General features: G+C 51.3%; 20 protein-coding genes and 1 other RNA gene. 5 read left to right on the top strand and 16 right to left on the bottom strand.

Features of this window, described 5'->3' with window-relative positions; genetic code table 11:
• The first annotated feature begins 7 nt into the window (after positions 1 to 7).
• On the top strand, positions 8 to 1,006 hold the full coding sequence (locus tag BN6471_RS05115; protein WP_066646170.1) for a GGGtGRT protein: 999 nt from the start codon (positions 8 to 10) through the stop codon (positions 1,004 to 1,006).
• A 102-nt stretch (positions 1,007 to 1,108) separates the two neighbouring features.
• Here BN6471_RS05115 and BN6471_RS05110 read toward each other — a convergent pair whose 3' ends face one another.
• The 9 genes from BN6471_RS05110 to BN6471_RS05070 form a co-directional block, all read right to left on the bottom strand.
• Complete coding sequence (locus tag BN6471_RS05110) at positions 1,109 to 1,537, bottom strand: RrF2 family transcriptional regulator (RefSeq protein WP_066646169.1); 429 nt, start codon at positions 1,535 to 1,537, stop codon at positions 1,109 to 1,111.
• A gap of 309 nt (positions 1,538 to 1,846) precedes the next feature.
• Entirely contained in the window at positions 1,847 to 2,434 is a 588-nt protein-coding gene (locus tag BN6471_RS05105) for a TetR/AcrR family transcriptional regulator (RefSeq protein WP_066646167.1), read from the bottom strand.
• Complete coding sequence (locus BN6471_RS05100; protein ID WP_074025756.1) at positions 2,431 to 3,015, bottom strand: TetR/AcrR family transcriptional regulator; 585 nt, start codon at positions 3,013 to 3,015, stop codon at positions 2,431 to 2,433. Before BN6471_RS05100 ends, BN6471_RS05105 begins: the two co-directional genes overlap by 4 nt.
• Before the next feature lie 112 nt (positions 3,016 to 3,127).
• Positions 3,128 to 5,404: a bifunctional diguanylate cyclase/phosphodiesterase gene (locus BN6471_RS05095; RefSeq protein ID WP_066646163.1), complete on the bottom strand. Its 2,277-nt coding sequence runs from the start codon at positions 5,402 to 5,404 to the stop codon at positions 3,128 to 3,130.
• A 223-nt stretch (positions 5,405 to 5,627) separates the two neighbouring features.
• Positions 5,628 to 6,314, bottom strand: a complete 687-nt coding sequence (locus BN6471_RS05090; RefSeq protein WP_066646161.1) for a DUF6320 domain-containing protein — start codon at positions 6,312 to 6,314, stop codon at positions 5,628 to 5,630.
• Entirely contained in the window at positions 6,301 to 7,584 is a 1,284-nt protein-coding gene (locus BN6471_RS05085) for a hypothetical protein (RefSeq protein WP_066646158.1), read from the bottom strand. The genes BN6471_RS05090 and BN6471_RS05085 overlap by 14 nt, the downstream gene beginning before the upstream one ends.
• Positions 7,585 to 7,664: 80 nt before the next feature.
• Positions 7,665 to 8,666 (bottom strand): DUF4097 family beta strand repeat-containing protein, encoded by a 1,002-nt coding sequence (locus BN6471_RS05080; RefSeq protein ID WP_066646152.1) that lies wholly within the window; start codon positions 8,664 to 8,666, stop codon positions 7,665 to 7,667.
• Positions 8,667 to 8,682: 16 nt separating this feature from the next.
• Positions 8,683 to 9,324 (bottom strand): permease prefix domain 1-containing protein, encoded by a 642-nt coding sequence (locus tag BN6471_RS05075; RefSeq protein ID WP_066646150.1) that lies wholly within the window; start codon positions 9,322 to 9,324, stop codon positions 8,683 to 8,685.
• 40 nt (positions 9,325 to 9,364) lie between these two features.
• Positions 9,365 to 9,685, bottom strand: coding sequence for a PadR family transcriptional regulator (locus BN6471_RS05070; protein ID WP_066646149.1), 321 nt, complete (start codon positions 9,683 to 9,685; stop codon positions 9,365 to 9,367).
• A 200-nt stretch (positions 9,686 to 9,885) separates the two neighbouring features.
• Between BN6471_RS05070 and BN6471_RS05065 the strand changes: the two genes are divergently transcribed.
• The 3 genes from BN6471_RS05065 (at position 9,886) to BN6471_RS05055 (ending at position 12,526) form a co-directional block, all read left to right on the top strand.
• A complete protein-coding gene (locus tag BN6471_RS05065) occupies positions 9,886 to 11,142 on the top strand; it encodes an MFS transporter (protein WP_066646147.1) in 1,257 nt (418 codons plus the stop codon).
• Positions 11,143 to 11,196: 54 nt separating this feature from the next.
• Positions 11,197 to 11,709, top strand: coding sequence for an FUSC family protein (locus BN6471_RS05060; protein WP_066646145.1), 513 nt, complete (start codon positions 11,197 to 11,199; stop codon positions 11,707 to 11,709).
• Between the two features lie 82 nt (positions 11,710 to 11,791).
• Complete coding sequence (locus tag BN6471_RS05055) at positions 11,792 to 12,526, top strand: class I SAM-dependent methyltransferase (protein ID WP_066646143.1); 735 nt, start codon at positions 11,792 to 11,794, stop codon at positions 12,524 to 12,526.
• 47 nt (positions 12,527 to 12,573) lie between these two features.
• On the opposite strand, the gene ffs is transcribed toward BN6471_RS05055, so the two are convergent.
• Together ffs and BN6471_RS05045 are read right to left on the bottom strand one after the other, a co-directional pair.
• Positions 12,574 to 12,840, bottom strand: an RNA gene (ffs, locus tag BN6471_RS05050) — signal recognition particle sRNA large type.
• 21 nt (positions 12,841 to 12,861) lie between these two features.
• Entirely contained in the window at positions 12,862 to 14,139 is a 1,278-nt protein-coding gene (locus BN6471_RS05045) for an adenylosuccinate synthase (RefSeq protein WP_066646141.1), read from the bottom strand.
• A 309-nt stretch (positions 14,140 to 14,448) separates the two neighbouring features.
• Between BN6471_RS05045 and BN6471_RS05040 the strand changes: the two genes are divergently transcribed.
• On the top strand, positions 14,449 to 14,865 hold the full coding sequence (locus tag BN6471_RS05040; protein ID WP_066646139.1) for a hypothetical protein: 417 nt from the start codon (positions 14,449 to 14,451) through the stop codon (positions 14,863 to 14,865).
• A 54-nt stretch (positions 14,866 to 14,919) separates the two neighbouring features.
• On the opposite strand, the gene BN6471_RS05035 is transcribed toward BN6471_RS05040, so the two are convergent.
• The 5 genes from BN6471_RS05035 to BN6471_RS05015 all read right to left on the bottom strand — a co-directional run bounded on the left by BN6471_RS05035 (position 14,920) and on the right by BN6471_RS05015 (position 18,789).
• The gene (locus BN6471_RS05035; RefSeq protein WP_066646137.1) at positions 14,920 to 15,600 is read right to left on the bottom strand and encodes a DUF6320 domain-containing protein; all 681 of its coding nucleotides are present in this window, start codon (positions 15,598 to 15,600) and stop codon (positions 14,920 to 14,922) included.
• Entirely contained in the window at positions 15,585 to 16,877 is a 1,293-nt protein-coding gene (locus BN6471_RS05030; protein WP_066646135.1) for a hypothetical protein, read from the bottom strand. Before BN6471_RS05030 ends, BN6471_RS05035 begins: the two co-directional genes overlap by 16 nt.
• Positions 16,878 to 17,049: 172 nt before the next feature.
• Positions 17,050 to 17,679, bottom strand: coding sequence for a uracil phosphoribosyltransferase (gene upp, locus BN6471_RS05025; RefSeq protein WP_066646125.1), 630 nt, complete (start codon positions 17,677 to 17,679; stop codon positions 17,050 to 17,052).
• 34 nt (positions 17,680 to 17,713) lie between these two features.
• The gene (gene rpiB, locus BN6471_RS05020) at positions 17,714 to 18,166 is read right to left on the bottom strand and encodes a ribose 5-phosphate isomerase B (protein ID WP_066646124.1); all 453 of its coding nucleotides are present in this window, start codon (positions 18,164 to 18,166) and stop codon (positions 17,714 to 17,716) included.
• 140 nt (positions 18,167 to 18,306) lie between these two features.
• A complete protein-coding gene (locus tag BN6471_RS05015) occupies positions 18,307 to 18,789 on the bottom strand; it encodes an arsenate reductase/protein-tyrosine-phosphatase family protein (RefSeq protein ID WP_066646123.1) in 483 nt (160 codons plus the stop codon).
• Between the last annotated feature and the right edge of the window lie 4 nt (positions 18,790 to 18,793).

The raw sequence follows: 18,793 nt of genomic DNA, 5'->3' as shown, positions 1-18,793 counted from the left end.
GATTACTATGGCAACATTTGAAGGTTATGAAAGAAGAATTGCCCAGATCGAAAAATGCATGAAGGAATACGGGTTTTCTTCTCTTGACGAAGTAAAACAGTACACGATCGATAAAGGTCTTGACGTAGACGGCATCGTCCGCGGCATCCAGCCCATCGCTTTTGAAAATGCGGTTTGGGCGTATACGCTGGGCGCGGCAGTCGCGCTCAAAAAAGGCTGCGCGAAGGCTTCCGAAGCGGCTTGCGCAATCGGCATCGGCCTGCAGGCGTTCTGCATCCCCGGCTCCGTTGCGGAGCAGCGTCTCGTTGGCCTTGGCCACGGAAACCTGGCCGCCATGCTTTTGGAAGAACAGACACGGTGCTTCTGCTTCCTCGCCGGCCACGAATCCTTCGCAGCGGCGGAAGGCGCGATCGGCATCGCAAAGACGGCGAACAAAGTCCGCAAGGAAAACCTGCAGGTTATCTTAAACGGCCTTGGCAAAGACGCCGCGACGATCATTTCCCGCATCAACGGCTTTACCTATGTTGAAACGGATTATGATTACGCGACAGGCAAGCTCAACATTGTTTCCGAAACAAAGTATTCGGACGGCGACCGTTCCAAAGTGCGCTGCTATGGCTGCGATGACGTAAACGAAGGCGTCGCGGTCATGCGCCACGAGGGCGTGGACGTTTCCATCACAGGCAACTCCACCAACCCGACGCGTTTCCAGCACCCGGTTGCGGGCACCTACAAAAAGTGGGCGATCGAAAACGGCAAGAAATACTTCTCCGTCGCTTCGGGCGGCGGCACAGGTCGTACGCTGCACCCCGATAACATGGCCGCAGGCCCGGCTTCTTACGGCATGACGGATACCATGGGACGTATGCACGGCGACGCACAGTTCGCCGGCAGCTCTTCCGTTCCGGCCCACGTAGAAATGATGGGCCTCATCGGCATGGGCAACAACCCGATGGTCGGCGCTTCCGTGGCGGTGGCCGTTGCGGTGGAAGAAGCGATGAAATAAACCAAAAACCACAAACAAAAAACGCCGGGGGAATTTCCCCGGTGTTTTTGTTTGCCGTACCGCAGGCATCGGTTTGCGATTACGGTCGTGTTGTCCTTTCCGTTAGGTTATGGATATGCGTTCTTTTTTTCCGGCTTTGTCGTTGTTCGTTTCCTCTGCATTCATGCCGGCATAAAGATCGCGGATGGTACGCCTTTTCAGGTCTTCCGCTTCCTTTTCATAAAGCTGTTTCATAAAACAACGGAACGGATCGTCGTCTGAGTTTTGGTCGGTTTCTTCAGGGCGGTATTCAAAGAGGTGTAAAACTTCATAAAGGCTCACATCTTCAGCTCCGGGACGCAATTGGTAGCCGCCATTGCGCCCTTGCTCCGAGACCAGGATCCCCGCATTTTTCATTTCCCCCATGATTTTTAAGCAATATTGGTAAGAAATACCAACATGCTCCACGATTTCCCCTGCTGTTGTCAGGGCATTTTTACGGGATGTGATATATCCCAATATTTTCGCAGCATAAATTGTAGTAAGTTTCATCTTTCTTTACCTTTTACTAAAATTTATAATTTTCATATTGGCCAGCCGACATATACTATCTGATTCAAGTATACTATTTGTATAATATATGCGCAACGTCTTTTTTATTTTAAATTAAATTTATTTTCAATGCAAAAAATTCGCTTTATTTACGCCACTTATATCTAAAAAAACATTCCCTGATCAGTTTGGTTTTTTCATTAAAATAATATACGCATTGTCTCTTTTTTCACTACAAAAAAAGCCTTGCATTTTTGCAGGCCTTTTTTCCAGCCGTATCTGGCCGTGATATTTTTTAATCCCTACGATTTACCCTTTTACTTTAAGATGTAAAGTCTCTTCGATTATCATGCGGATAACCGGTTTCAGGTCGCCTTCCACCACGATCCCTTTATTGATCATGCGGGTCGCCAGGCCAGACATCATGGTATTGATGACGTCGAATACATCTGCATATTTTTCTTTGGGCACCCCGCACCTGTAAAAATAATCTTCCGCTATTTCTCCAAAATCAAAACGGAGGCGCCGGAAATGTTCCACGACGTATCCGTTCGCTTTCTTCCCGCCCTCATTGGAATAGATCAATATTCCAAAGTTAGGGTTCCTCACCAAAAAACGGATCGCCTCCTCGCAATACACCAAAAGAGGTTCCTCGTCCCTGCGCTTTTTCACCATGGCGGAAGTATACAAGCTCATCTGTGTGAGTATTTCCGCAATAACACTCCCCATAAGCGCTTCCTTATTTTCAAAATAACGGTAGGGAACCTGATGCGTAAGGCCGCAGCGCGCGGCCAGCCTTCTGGCGGAAAATCCTTCGATTCCTTCCTCTTTTATCATCGCCACTGCTGTTTTCAGCAAAATATCCTTCGTTGGGTTGGACTCCCCATGCTTCGTCATTTTGCACCGCCTTCAAAAATCGCGCCGTCCAAACAATCAAGCGCCGTGTTTACGATGCTGCGGATGTGCTGTTCCCAGTCCCCGCTGCCCTTATCCACAGTATAGGGCATGCCTTCGAGCAGGGCGCTTAACACCATATGTTTATAGCATACCACGCTGCGTTCCTCACCTTCGTCCATCAAAAACGGGTAATCCGTCACGTAGCGCCAGATTTCCCCCGTTTCCTCAATATAATATTGCGTCATTGGGCTTTGCGCAAAAATTTGGCTCAGCAGGCGGAAGTATTGTTCATAATAAGTATAATATGCCCGTTCCAGCTTCATGAATCGTTCCACCGGATCCTTTTCCTGCAAGATTGTATCGGAATACAGGTGCCCCATCAGCTGGCGCAGGATTTTATTTTTGATTTCATTATAAAAATCATCCACACCTTCAAAATAATTGTACGGCCCCTTAGGCGTCATGCCGCATTCCCGCGCAATTTTCCGGACAGAAAAATCTTTCATCCCATGCTTACGAATCAGCTCGATTCCTTTTTCTATCAGTTTGTTTCTTTGTTCCCTGCTTTTTTGTTCCCGCATCTGTATCTTTTGCCGTCTTTCTTCTTGTACTGGCCTTTATCATACCATAAAAACCAGGTTATGTTTTTGCTTTGCGCATTTTTCATCTTTGCCAAATATCCAGCACAACTTTTTATTGGTTTTCTTCACGCTTTTCACATAATGCTACAAAGTCGTCAAATTCCGCGATCGGCAGGGGCTTCGAGAATACATAACCCTGCACCACATCGCAGCCGATCCTGCGCAGAAATTCGACTTGCTCCAAAGACTCCACACCCTCAGCCACAGTTTTCATATGCAGGGCCTTCGCCATGTTGACGATGCCCTTCACGACCTCGCGGGCGCGGTGCGCGTTCTCTCCTTCGCGGAAGAAAAGCATGTCGATCTTGAGCACATCCATGGGCAAGTCTTTCAAAATATTGAGCGACGAATGTCCCGCACCGAAGTCGTCCAGCGAACACAAAAACCCGTTTTCCTGGAATTCTTTTACAATGCTGCGGAACAGGGCATGGTTGTCAAAGGCAATACTTTCCGTAAATTCAAGCTCAATGCATCTGTCCGGTATACGGTATTGATTCTTGATCCCAATATAGCGTTCCACAAATCCCGGTTGCAGCATGCACAGCCGCGAAACGTTCACAGAGATCACGACAGGCATTTTCAGGCCGCCATCCAGCCGCTCCCGATACATCCTGCATACCGATTCAAACATATATTCATCCAGCCGGATTACAAATCCGTTGCGTTCAAACAGCGGGATGAATTCGCCCGGCGCCAAAAAACCGTCTTTCGGGCTGATCCACCGCACCAGCGCTTCCGCCCCTGCGATGGTATCGCCATGCTGGATGTCGATCTTTGGCTGCATGTACACCTGGAATTCGCCATTGAGAAGCGCGCTTTCCATTCTTGCTTCCATCTCTGCCTCGCGCACGATCTTCTTGTGCATCTCCGCCGAATAGAAAGCGACCCGCGCCCCGCTTAAGTTCTTGACGGATTTTTGCGCCACATTTGCCGCGTCCATCATGTCGTTGATAGTCATGTCCCCGTCGTCTTCTCCAATGACATAAATGCCCGAACACATTTCCAGCTTGTACCCGCGCTTCGCCGTATCAGGAAATGCCTCCAGGCTGCTGACGATCCAATGGAATCGCCGCAAGGATTCCTCCTGCGAAATATATTCGCGCAACACGACAAAGTTATCTCCCGATACGCGGCAGAAGGTTTCTCCTTCCCGCATATCAGATTCAATCAGGCCTGCCCAGAATTTCAATATCCTGTCGCCCACGTCGTATCCAAACATGGCATTTACCGTCTTGAAATTCTTCAAATCACTGTACCACAATGAATATACTTTATCCCGTTTGCGGCCCAACATTTTGCGCACATCGATCAAAAATTTCGGATAATTGCGGTATCCCGTCAGTTGGTCGGTAAAAGCCATTTTGCGCAGCGCCCGGATACCTTTGTCGTTGGTACGTTTGATCAATACCATCAAGAACACAAACACGAGGATCGCCCCCACGATGATTCCTACAAGCCCCCACGTCATCATGGTAAACGTTTCGTTGATCTCCGCCTCCGGGACAACGCTGAAAATATACCAGCCGTTCACCTCGAGCGGCGTATACGAAGCCCACATACGGACGCCCCGATGGGTATATTCAACAAACCCGCTTTCTCCCCGCTCAAAGTCCGCGCGCATGCGATCCTTTTCTTCCGTGGAAAAAGGGTATAATTCAAACAGGTTGCGCGCGTCCCTGTCCTGGTCGAGCGACGGATGGTTGGAACGGATGATATAGTTACCATCCTTGTCGATGATACTGGCATAGCCCTTGCCGTCAAACATGGACGTATCCATGATCTCGCTGAACGCGCCAGAATTATTGACTGCGCACAATACTTTGACGACCTCGCCGTTATGCCAGATCGGCACCGCATAATAGTTCACCCAAAAATCGTTCGTTTCGGCCCACTGCGTTTTGGTAAGGACTTCTTCGCCTGCGTAGGCCCGCTCCACAAACCCTTTGTCCTTCAGGTCAATATCCTTATAGACAGTACCGTCGATATCTACGCCATCCGTAAGTCCGCTCCTGTCCGTAAAGCCCATACGGATGAACGCATTCTCCTGGTTGATATCGTTAATCACGGGCAGCAGCGCTTCAAAATCGAGATTGTCCATTGCACCAAGTATTCCCGCGATCCCTTCCAGCGTTTGAAAATCCCCCTGTACCTGCTTGTCCACGGCAAGCTTGCTTTGTTGCGCGACCTCCTGCATATATTCCTGTGTTTCCCGCTTGTTTTCATCGATGGCATAACGCAAAAAAAGCACGCTCGCCAATAAAAAGGCAACGCATGCAACCGCCGCAATGATATAAATCCGTTGTTGCACGATCTTTTGCTTCTTTTCCATATCATCCTCGTCATGTATTAAATAGGGTTAAACAAGATGCATATAAAACACACGGTCGGAAATGTACTTCATGGGATATATCATATCACGTAACGTATGGGAGGGCAATCACAAAATCCTTTACCATACGAAAAAACCGCCCCTCGAAAGGCAGCGGCCTATCCTTCCCACCGGAGCCTGCAAGCAGCAGGAGCACCGGGTATTTCCTCTTGTTTTCCTCTCCCTAAAAACGCACCCGCTTCACCGCCGTTTGCTTGTACTGCTTGTTTGCAAACATCAGCATGAACAGGAATGTCACCACGGAATATCCCGCGCTCATGAAGAATGTCCAGAACATCGGCACGATCCCCATTTCCACCGCGATCATGGGCGCAAAGCCAATGAACAGGATCATGAAGCCATACAGCAGGTATTCGCCCCACAGCATCTTTCGGCGGCAGACGATGAAAGTCGCCAGCGAGATCATCGCCACGGCTTCGATAGGCAGCCCGAACAGCAGCGACCAAAGCCCGCTGCCCGCGTTTAAATCAAATACGATAAGCATCAGTGAGATCATACCCACCTGCACAAAAAATTTCACGCTCCCGCGCGATTTGGAACGGATCGTGTGCAGCACCAACACCCAGAGATACCCTAAGATAACGGCGACGTCCAAAAACCAGTAACCGCCCGCTTCCCCACGCGTCAGCAGGTTCACAAACGCACATACCGCGATGATCATCATGGTTATGGCCAAGGCAAAATAGCGGCCGTTTCCTGCCGGCAGGGCTTCCCTTGCCGCCTGTGTCCCGTAGCGCGGATACGTTTGCTCCACAGCGCCTTCCGTACTTCCCGAAAGCTTCTTTCCGCACAGCGGGCACGTCTTTAAGTTTTCGTCCACCCTCACATTACAATATTCACAGCTTTTCATCACAAATACCCCAATTGTTGGTATAGATTTCTATTTCCGGGCTCACATTCCGGGCCAGATAGCGGAAGAAATAGCGGATGGTATCCGCCTCCTCGATCGAACGGATAAACGAGATCGTCATTTTGCCGTTCACCGAACACATACAACAGTTGACCGGGCTTCTCTCCGTCGGATAGATCACCGCCTCCATACGGTCAACGAGCGGTTTCATATCGTCCGGCAGCATGACCTGCCCGACGTTGGAGACCGTCATGGTCTTTACATCCTCACTGAAAAACGCAAACACAAACCGCGTGCCCGCATCCCGCATAAAACGCGGGACTCCCTGCACCACCGGGTTTTCCATCACGCCGCAGCTTTCCGCCACCGCGCTTTTGAGGTTGTCCGTTTCCGTCTTTTCACTAAGCTGCGTCCTAACCATAGCAAGGATCGCATCGAATGTCAAATGCCCGCCGGTAGGGATCGTGATATTGGCGATACAGAAAAAATTCCGCAGCGTCTTTGACGGGAAAAAGCCGCGCAGGTTCACCGGTACAGAAAGCACGATCGGCTCCTCGTCGATTCCCTCGCGCACCTCCTCGTGATAGATGGAATATGCCGCCAGCGCGGTCAAGTACACGGTGATCGTCGTGCCGTAACGTTTTGCCGCCGCCTTGAGTGCGTCTACGGCCACAACGCCCTGTACGATGTTATGTCCGTACGGCTCAAAAAGCGTTCCTTTGATCTTGAATGCCGCCGGCGCTTTTTTGATCTTCTTCTTGTGCGCCCTTTCATGGTAACGCAGCAGCGCGTCCTCCGCTTCCTCGTCCGTCGGCGCATCCTCCGGCAGGAGAACCATCCCCTGCGGGTCGATCCGCCTGCCCTGCAACCTGAAATACGCCAGCAGCAGCGTCTTCATAAATTCGACCGCGCCCGTCCCGTCCGATAGGGCATGGAACATTTCCAGCGATATTTTCTTTTCATGGTACAGGATACGGAACAGGTAGCCGTTGTTTTCCTCTTCGCCCAGCATCCCGCACGGGTACTCTTCCTCCCGCGCGACCAGAAACGGCGCGTCCACCTGTTCAAACCGCTGGTCAAAAGCGGTGGAAACGAGCTTCACGGTAAACATCGGAAAGCGCTTCAGCACTGCGTCGGCTGCCTGCTGCAATACCGCCGCGTCCACCTGCGTTTGCAGCACCGCTGCGATCCGGTAAATGGACGTATTCGTTTTTCGCGTCACGGGCGGAAAGAGTGTCGCCGCCGTATCCAGTTTATATCCGCTGTCCATAAAGCCCCTTTTCTATCCTCTTTCATTTTACCACACCGGCAATATTAAACTCCTAAGAAATTCTTAAAATATCATTAAATTTAGCGGTTAATGATATCAAGCGATCCCGACACCGTATTGATATTGATATCGATTCCGCCGTTTTTGTATTCATCATTTTTCATCGCGAAGTCGTTGCGCGTACTGCCGGATACCGTATCGAACGATAACTTGAACCCGTCGTTTTCCGGCAGGGTAATCTCCACCGCGCCCGAAACCGTGTCCGCAGATATCTTTTCCAGGTTGTCCGCGTTGCCGCATGCAAAGCGCACCGTACCGCTTGTCGTATCTGCCGAGAATTCTTTTGCTTCCGCCGTGACGATATCTACCGAACCGGACGTGCTGGAAATATCGGTTTCCAAAAGCGTCCCTTCCGCCGAAATCTCCCCGGAAACGGAATTCGCATGGAAAATATCCGCTGTGATCCTGCCCGCCTCGATGTTCCCGCTGGTGCTGTCGGTTTTTATTTTCCCAAACGTACCGTCGTTTAGGGTAATCGCGCCGGATGTCGTGTCAAACGTACCGCGCTCTGCGCTTACGCCCTGTACGTTGATCAAGCCGGAAACCGTACTCACTTCGAGGATGCCGGCATATTCCCTCGGGATATAAAGGGTGATCCTGATATCCTTATTCCTGCCCCAGTTCGTGAAAATCGTTTGTTTGGCCCTGCCGCTCTGCACGAGCAGCTCCCCGTTCTTCACGCCGTAATGCATGATATCGTCGTCGTCAAGCTGCCCCTTGCTCGTCTGCTCCGCACGGATCACCTTGTCGTCAGAGGCCACGACCTCCACGCGTTCGTCTACAAATTGCAGCGAGACCCGGTTGATCCCGCCCGCGTCTTTCTCAAAATTTGTACTCGTCTGCGCATCCTCCGGCAGTTGGTCAAAGAAGCCGTTTAAGTTGATGCCCACATTTGAAAATATATTGGATACGCCCGACCATGCATTGTTCCACATCGTCCCGCCGACGATGCCCCATACCAGGATCACGGCAAGGATCACCGCAACCACTGTCCATATCACAATTTTACCAATTTTACTCATTTTCAATATACCATCCTTACTTGGCGGAGGCCTTGATGATCTGCTCGATTGCCGCCGCGATCAAAAAGATGATCCACGTGATATACCAGGCCATCGTCAGGAAGCTTACGATGAAGTACAATGCCACGACCAGCGACCAGAACGCGCCCAGGTAAGCTGAACGCTTGTCGTTTTTCTTCTTGGTTTCCACCTGCCACTGCTTGAATTCCTCCACCATCGTATCGTCCATCTTCTCATATTTGGGTTTGATGGAGCTATTGTAAACCAAAAGTCCCGTAGCGACTGCGATCAATGCAAACATCAGTGTCAGCCCAATGACCGGCTGCCCGGACGTTCCCAAAATGATGATCGTCACCGGCGAGAGGATATAAAGCGCTACAGCGATGGCCACAAGCTTTGCCGACCTCCTGCGCTCCGCCTCCGCCTTGACTTGGTCAACCGTGCCATAATCGCTCGCACTGGCGATCAGCTCATCCACATCCCCCACGCTGCTTTTCACGACTTCAAACGCTTCCGCTTCCGTCGCGCCCGACTCGATCAGGTCATAATATTTTTCCTTCAGGTTCATGAGGATTTCCTGGCGCAGCTCGATCATCTTTTTTGACTTGGGTGCGTCCGCAAACAGGTTTTCCACATATTGGCGTAAATTCTCTTCCATTCTTTAACCCTCCGTTATGGTTCCTTCCGTAACTTTTTTGTTATATCAGGCTGTCGATCAGTTTTTTCGTCTTTTCCCAGTCTCCCTTGTTGGTTTCATAAAGAGCCCTGCCGAGCGGCGTCACGCGGTAATACCGCCTGCGCGCCCCTGTGGTCTCGTCCCCCCAATAAGATTCGATCATTCCCGCATTTTCCAGCCTGCGAAATGCGGAATAAAGCGTCGCTTCCTTCAATTCGTACTCACCCAGCGTCGTCTGCTGTATCGACTTGTTGATCTCATATCCATAACTGTCTTTTTTCAGCAGCTGCGCCAATATGATCGTCTCCGTGTGCCCACGGATCAAATCCGACGTCAAGGACATAGGATATCGCCTCCCTTCGCATCAAATATCTCACTTTTCAATTTACATTATAATTACATATACCTCGCCTGTCAATGTATATTTCAAAAAAATATATCTTATCTCCCTTGACAATTATTTTTTCCTATATTAACATATCAATTCAGACCTATTTTTGGTAAGGTTACCGCGGCACAAAGCAAAAAGGAGGTAAACCATTTATGCCTGAATTATCCAAGGCAACAGAGGGTGTCCAGTCGCTCGATCCGAAGTTTCATGGCTGGAGGCGGAAAGTCGTCATGTTCCTGTCCGGACAGACCGTTTCGCTTTTCGGTTCTTCGCTCGTGCAATTTGCCATCGTCTGGTACATCACGCTTACCACGCAATCAGGCGCCATCATGACGATCTCTTCCATCTGTGCTTTTGCGCCGCAGGTAGTGATCTCGCTCTTTTCCGGCGTGTGGGCCGACCGGTATAACCGCCGTTTCCTGATCATCGGCGCGGACGCAATGACCGCGGCCGCCACCTTTATCCTGGCGGCTTTTTTCCTGACCGGCCACGACGACCTCTGGATGATCTTCCTGGTCTCCGCGGTACGTTCCGTCGGTGCGGGGATCCAAACGCCGGCGGTCAACGCTTTCCTGCCCCAGATCGTTCCGCAGGAAAAACTGACGCGCATCGGCGGGATCAACGGCAGCCTGCAATCCGTCATGTTCATCCTGTCGCCTGCGGCGGCGGGCGCACTGCTTTCTTTTACGGAGCTGGAGTATACGTTTTTCATCGATGTCGGTACTGCCGCCATTGCGATCGCCATCATGTTCTTTTTAAAGGTTCCCGCGCATGAAAAAGCGCTGTTTAAGCAGAAGGGCGGCTATTTCGACGATCTCAAGGCCGGGCTGAAATATGTTTGGGGAAGCGGATTCTTCCGTGCATACTTCATTTTCTATGCCCTGTTCTTCATTTTGATCGTCCCCGCCGCGCAGCTGACGCCGCTGATGGTGTCGCGCACTTTTGGCGACGAATACTGGCGGCTCTCCGCTACGGAAATCATTTTTTCTGCGGGCGGCGTTGTCGGCGGCATCATCATCTCTGTGTGGGGCGGCTTTAAAAACCGCATGCATTCCATCGCGCTTTGCTGCATCCTGTTTGGTATCTTCACCGCCCTTGTCGGTATCGTTCCCGGGTTCATCGCGTTCCTTGTCCTGATGTTTCTCACGGGGAGCACTGTCCCGCTGTTCACGACGCCCTCCATGGTCTTGCTGCAAGAACAGGTCGACCCAAACATGCAGGGACGCGTATTCAGCCTCACACAGATCGTTATGACGGCCATGATGCCCATCGGCATGGCCTTTTTCGGGCCGCTCGCCGACCAGGTACGCATTGAGGCCCTGATGGTCATAACAGGAATATGCGGCGCGGCGGTCGGAATATTGGTGTTCTTCAACAAACACTTCAAGCATGGGCTGATTACCGAATAATCTTCCTGTTTAAAAATATGGGAAAGCTTTTAGGCAAAGAGGAGGCGATTTTCCATGGATCTGAGTTACCGTCTTGGGTATCGTGCGGTCAAAACGGCGATCGCCGTCTTTGCCTGCCTGCTGCTCGGTTACCTTCTCAATCGTACGGCAGCTTTTGCGGTCATCGCCGCCATCCTGTGCATCCAGCCAACCTATGATAAATCAAAACACACGGGACTGCACCGGATTTTAGGAACGATCATCGGTTCCCTGTTCAGCTTTATCCCTTTGGAACTTGCCGCCGTACTCCCGCATTATGCCGATTATTTATTCCTCTTCATCCTGCCCGCGCTCATCCTGGTGCTTATTTTCCTGTGCAACATCCTCGGTATCAAGGATTCCGTCGGGCCAAGCTGCGTGATCTTCACGGCGATCGTGCTCCTGCATTCGGGCACCACGCTCGATACTCTCCCTTATGTCCTGACGCGTACCGCAGAAACAGTCGTCGGGGTGCTGATTGCCCTGCCCATCAACCGTTTTTTGTTCAATCCCAAACAATTGCCTCCCTGTGGCAAGGGCAGCAATTGATCTTTTATCTTTCCCCTGCATCCAATCCGGGATATACTGAAATAAGACAGCCCGGCCGCAGGGCGCCGAAACGGAGGCAACCATGAAAGAAAACAAATATGACGACCAAACCTTTTTTGAAAAATACTGCCAGATGGATCGTTCCCAAAAAGGCCTTGCAGGCGCGGGGGAATGGCATATCCTGAAAACGATGCTGCCCCGCTTCAAAGGCAAACGCGTGCTCGATTTGGGGTGCGGGTTCGGCTGGCATTGCCAGTACGCGATCGACCATGGTGCAAAATCCGCCGTCGGCGTGGATATTTCCAAAAGCATGCTGGAACAGGCGCGCAAGCGCAACGGCTCCAATAAAATCGAGTATATCTGTGCGCCGATCGAAGATGTGGATTTTCCCTGTGGATATTTTGACGTCGTGATCAGTTCGCTTGCGTTCCACTATCTGGAATCCTTTGAAGAGATCTGCACGAAAATTTCTTCCTATCTTTCCCCGGGCGGCGCTTTTGTTTTTTCGGTGGAACATCCAGTTTTCACCGCCTACGGCAGCGAAGACTGGTATTACGACGAGGACGGCAACATCCTCCATTGGCCGGTTGACCGCTATTTCACGGAGGGCAGGCGGGATTCCCTGTTTTTAGGCGAACACGTCGTCAAATACCATAAGACGCTGACCACATACCTGCAGGCGCTGCTCACATCGGGCTTTGTGATTACCGGCCTCATCGAGCCGCAGCCCAGTGCGGACATGCTCGATACCGTGCCCGGGATGAAAGACGAGCTGCGCCGGCCGATGATGCTGCTCGTTTCAGCAGAAAAAAGATAGATGATAAAAAAGACGAGGCATATGCCTCGTCTTTTTTAAATGAGAAGCCGTACACCACGCTCCGAATTTGCTCTCATGAGAGGAAATCACATCGTTGACTCAGAACAGGCACGCCTGCGGCACACGCGGCAATTTGCTTACTGCTGCTTCCGTCAGGACCTGACAGGGTTCACAACGCAGCGTTGCACAGGACCCATCCATCAACATCAAGCGATGTGCTCCATACCTTACGAGAGAAACCCTCGGCGCGGAATTCAACCCCGCTATAGCGGCTTGCGGGTTACAGGACACCGCTAACTCCCCGTCTAGTACGGCAAACTTGATAACAATTTACACTACAGCCCGCGGAAAATACATTCCTCGCGGCCGGCGCCCACGCCGATCATCTTGACCGGTACGCCGGTATGCTGCTCGATGAACTCCACATACTTTCTCGCTGCCTCCGGCAGGTCTTCATACCTGCGGATATGCGATAAGTCGGACGTCCATCCGTCGAACTCCTTATAAGCCGGCTTTGCCTTTGCAAGCGTCTCAAGCGATGCCGGATAAGTATTTACTATTTTACCATCAATGTCATACCCAGTGCAAACAAAAACTTTATGAAATCCGCCGAGCGTATCCATGCGTGACAGCGCAAACCCGGTGATACCGCTTGTTTTCGCCGCAAAATCAACGATTACAAGATCAAGCCATCCGCAGCGGCGCGGCCTTCCCGTCACCGTTCCGAATTCGTTGCCTTTTTTGCGGATCTCGTCCCCCGTCGCGTCAAAAAGCTCCGTTACAAACGGCCCTTCCCCCACACGCGTCGTATAGGCCTTGACCACGCCGATCACTTCCGTTATGACCTGCGGGCCCACGCCGGCGCCAGATCCTACGCCGCCCGTATTGGGGTGCGAGGAGGTAACATAAGGGTACGTCCCAAAGTCGATATCCAAAAGCATGCCCTGCGCACCCTCAAAGAGCAGCGTTTTTCCAGCCTCGTGGTATTCGTGCAGCAGCGAAACGGTGTCGCACACAAACGGCTTGAAATACCTTGCATGCGCGCGGCACTCTTCCAGGATATCTTCGTAGCGCAACGGCTCGCCGCCATAGACCTTGGTGATGGTCTCATTTTTGTCTTCCACGCATTTTTTGAGCTTTACGGGAAATGTTTCCTCGTCCATCAGGTCGCACATCCGCAGGCCTACGCGCCCTGTCTTATCCATATAGCACGGCCCGATCCCGTTGCCCGTCGTCCCGATCTTGAAGTCGCCGAGCTTTTTCTCGTTGAGCTCGTCAAGCGCCCTGTGGTACGGCATGATCAGGTGCGCCCTGTCGCTGATATACAGGTTATCCACCGAAACGCCGCGCTGCTCGAGATATTCGATCTCTGTCTTGAGCGCCCCTAAGTCAACTACCACGCCGTTGGCGATCACGCACGGTTTCCCTTTGGAGAGGATACCCGACGGGATAAGCCGCAGTTTGTATGTGACGCCGTCCGCAACAACGGTGTGTCCCGCGTTGTTGCCTCCCTGATAACGCACCACCATGTCTGCCTTGGAAGCGAGATAGTCAACGAATCTTCCTTTTCCCTCGTCGCCCCACTGGGCGCCGAAAACTACGATACCGGCCATTTCAGTTCACTCCTGTCTGGTTCAAAATTTATCGGCAGCGCTCGCGCGCAATACCATTCCTTCTAACAAAAAAATACCGCCGGGAACATAACGCCCCCTTGCGATATCCTATCTTAGTTTAACAAAAAAAGCGTATACCCGTCAACTTTTTTTCATCTGTACCGCTTTTTTCCCATCTGCCGTCCGATTCGCGGTTGCATTTTCCCCCCATAAATAATATGATATCAATAGACAAAACATACAGCATGCCGCGCGTACCGAAAGCAGCATTTATCCGATTCATTCACGCGGCAGATGAAAGGGGCCCTCATGAAAAAAAGACTATTCTTCGTTTGCCTGCTTCTCACCGCTTGCCTTACACTGATGGCATGCGCCGCGCCCATCACGTTCCAGACGTCCGGCGCCCAATATGAAATCGTCCAAATGGAGACCGCAGACCAGGCTCTAAGCCTCACGCCGTCCGCAGGGAATACCCTGTTTGTCATGACGTTAAGCGTAGGCGATGACAAGCTTGACGACGCGCAAAACGCATTTTTCAGTACGGATGGCGCCAAAGCGTCCGTAGCGGATGGTTCGGGAAGCTATGAATGTAAACAGATCGCCTTTGAAACGAACGGCAGCCAGACACAGGCCGTGCTCGTATTTGAAGTTCCCGCCGCCTTCGCCCAGGTCAAGGATTTTACCCTGAGCGGCAACGGCTTCGGCCCGGTCAACCTGCAAAAATAAGTACAGTAAAAAAAGGCCGCGGATATCCGCGGCCTTTTTTCATTTGCTTACAAATCACATATGGAAACGTTTTTGCATCTCCAGCTTTAAATACCGAAACGCAAAGCGCAGCAGCCCTAATATCGTTATCCCGCTGGCAAACGTGGAAAGCGCCATCAGGAAAAAGCCCTGCTTCACACCGGATACATACAGGATCAAGGGGATAAAGCCCATCGCCACAAACAAGATCGCATAGACCAGGTTGCCGCGCCAGTGCGATTTGTGGTTGTACGAATAAATGTCGATGTACGCGATGCCGATCGCCAAAATGAGCGGCAGCATGTATTGGTAAGACCAGCCGCTCCTGCTGCCCACAAAATCAAACGCCATAAACATGGCGATGAGCGTAACCATCTGCAGCAAAACTTTTACGCCCGCAAACCAGTCGGAAAGGATCGTTCCCTTCACAAGCACCCATGCGTAAAGCGTGGGCGCAGCCACGGCCAAAAACCACGGCGTACCGTTCCATGTAAAGATATTGATGGCTACACACAACGTGATCACCACGAACGTTGCCAGCAAAAGGTAATCCATCACCAGGCTGTGGCGATCCACATACTTTTTGCGCGAAACCTGCGGATACAATTCGTTTTCAGAGGGCGATATAGTCAGTTGCTTCCCGCACAGCGGACAGTTTTCAAAGCAATCGTCCACGTAAACGCAGCATTTGTCGCAGAAATTCATTTTGTGTTCCATCCGTTGCCCCTCACTTCCACATCCATTTTCAGTTCCTTTGAAAAATGCTCGAAGAAACTGCGGGTGATGTCCGTTTCACGGATTCCGCGCGCCAAAGTGATCACCATCTTATCCTTGTACGAGACCACCACACAATTCATGGGGTTCATTTCGCTCACCCCCAGCGCATAATAGACCTGCCTTATGTGCTTTTCCATCGTTTTAGGGAACTGCGCGGTGCGCAGGTTGGAAAGCACCACCGTATACGCCCCTTCCCCATACGATTTATAACTGTTTGAGACTACGATGTTTTTCATAAACAGCGGCGTCATCCGGATAAACGGATTCTGTTCGTACTTCACATTTTTGTTGATGTTGGCAGATATCTTTTCCTTTGTGAGCCCCTCTTTTAGCTGCCGTGAGATTTCCGCGAGGATTTCATCAAAATCCAATTCCCCCTCCACCGACATCCCCACATTGGCAAAAGAGATAAAGTTGCGCAGCGTATGGGACGGAAACATACTCCGAAGGTCCATCGGTACGGAAACGATGATCGGTTTTTTGACTTTCCTTTCGATCAGCAATTGTTCCTTGGCGATGCAAAACAGCAACAGCGCGGCAATATAAGCCGATACGGTCACGCCTTTCGTTTTGACGTGCGCAAGCAGCTGTTTCAAATCGATGATCCCGTGCGTCAAAAATATCCCGTCGTCGTCATTGCGCGTGCCCAGGATGTGATACGCTTTGGGCTGCTTTAGCTTATTGAAATCGCCTTTCGCATCATAATAGGTGCTGAAGCTGTTTTCCAGTTCGTCCGCGCTCACCTTTCCCTCCGCGTCCAGCACCATACCTTCCGCGTCCATGTCATACCCGCACAGCTTAAAATATTCGTATAACAGCGTCTTTAAAAATTCGATCGCGCCCGCGCCGTCCGAAAGCCCATGGAAACATTCCATAATTACATTTTTTTTATAATATGTCACATTGAACAGGAAGCCGTTGTTGATAAAATCCTTCAAACGCTTACAGGGAAATCCCGTTTCTTCCTTGACCACGGGCAGCGCGTCGTTGGGCTCCAGGTAATACCAGAACATCCCCCGTTTGAGCGTAACAGCGAACGAAGGAAAGCGCGGCATGATCTTGACAAGCGCTTCTTGCAGCTTATCGCGGTCGACCTGCTCGCCCAGTTCCAGCATCAGCCGGAACGTCGTATTGTTGTGTGTCTGGGAGATAGACGGGTATATCTTCGCAGCCGTGTCCAGCTGGTACCAATCCCGCTCCCCGGGTATGTTGTTCATGTCGTCTCTTTTCTTATGATTGCATAAAGGGGGCAAAAGCCCCCTTTTATTTACTATCAATCTATGCTTATTACCGCCCGCCACCGTGACCGTTCACAAGCCGCTCGGGTTTTGCCTTACAAAAACTCGCCCTTGTAAACGCCAGCACGGCCCGCCGGACAAAACACATCTCCTATTTCGTGCCGAACAGGCGGTCGCCCGCATCTCCCAAACCCGGTACGATGTACGCGTGGTCGTTAAGGCCCTCATCCACCGCGGCAACATAGATGTCCACATCAGGATGCGCTTTGCGTACGGCTTCGATGCCCTCCGGCGAAGCGATGATATTGACGAGCTTGATGTTGTTGCAACCGCGCTTTTTGATGAGCGAGATCGCATCCGCCGCGCTGCCGCCCGTAGCGAGCATCGGGTCTAAGATCAGCAGCTCGCGTTCTTCCGCATCGATAGGCAGCTTGCAATAATATTCCACAGGCTGGAACGTTTCCGGATCGCGATACAGGCCAATGTGCCCTACCTTTGCGCCGGGGATCAGGTTCAGGACGCCCTCGACCATGCCCAGTCCCGCGCGCAGCACGGGTACGATCCCGACCATTTTCCCGGCGATCACCTTCGTCTTCGCCGTCGTGATAGGCGTTTCCACTTCCACTTCCTTAAGCGGCATATCCCTGGTCACTTCATACACCATCAGCATGGCAATCTCCTTGACCAGTTCCCTGAATTCTTTTGTCCCCGTGTTTTTGTCGCGGATCATCGATACCTTATGCTGCAGCAAAGGATGATCCAGTATGTGCGCTGTCGCCATCTTTGTTCCTCCCCATTCTTCGTTTATTATATACCTATTTGCAGTATTTTTTTTCGATATCCGTGACCATATCGATGCGCCGCTGGTGACGCTCATCGCCTGAAAAAGGCGTATTCACAAAAATATCCACGATATCCACCGCAAGGCCCGGCCCCATCGTACGCCCGCCCATCGCCAGGATGTTTGAATTGTTGTGCTCGCGCGTCGCACGCGCGGTGAACGTATCGGCAACGGCTGCGCAGCGGATGCCCGGCACTTTGTTTGCCGCAATCGAGATCCCGATCCCCGTCCCGCAGATCAGGATGCCAAGGTCTGCCTTTTTGTCCTTCACGCACTCCGCGACCGCCAGGGCGTACGTCGGGTAATCTACCGACTTCTCGTCGTTCGTGCCGAAATCAATGACTTCATGCCCGTTCTTATCAAGGTATGCCAGAACCTCTTTTTTGAGTATAAAACCGCCGTGGTCACATCCAAACGCAATCTTCATCGCCATACGCTCCTTTTTTGAGAAAATAAAAAACTTACAGGAAAATTATACAACATGCCGCCCGTAAATTCCAGCCTATCTGCATAATTGTATACAAAAAAGGCATTGCCCCAAAACGGCATTGCCTTTTTCAAAATAAATTATTGTTCTTTTTCCAGACGGCCTACCAGCATTTCGACCGCTTCTTTGATCTGCGCGGCGCTCTGCCGGTATTCTTCCATCCCTTCATCAAAAGGATCCAGAATATCGCAGGAATTGTCGATCGGTTCCCCGTCGATCCCTTTTGCATATCCCAGCAGCGTATGCACCTTGGAAACTTCATCCGGCGCGATCACTTCAATATGCTCCATCTGTTCCTTGCTCATGGCGAGGATGATATCCGCCCACTCCGCGAGCTCAGGCGTAAAAGGTTCCGCTTCGTGGCGCTTTAGTTCCAGTCCCATTTCTTCCACAACGCGCACCGCTTCCTGCGTTGCTTCCGCTCCTTCGCAGGCAAATGTCCCGGCAGACTTTGTCTTGACATCGCCGTGAAGGATGCTACTTCGGTCTACCGCATCGTCCATCAGTGTTTCTGCAATCGGGCTTCTGCATGTATTACCCGTACAAACAAACAATACATTCATGATT

Origin of the sequence: Christensenella timonensis, from assembly GCF_900087015.1 — a bacterium.
In the GTDB taxonomy this organism is placed as follows: domain Bacteria; phylum Bacillota; class Clostridia; order Christensenellales; family Christensenellaceae; genus Christensenella; species Christensenella timonensis.
The sequence above is the reverse complement of the archived record's forward strand: the minus strand, read 5'-3'. Positions and strand labels throughout refer to the sequence as shown.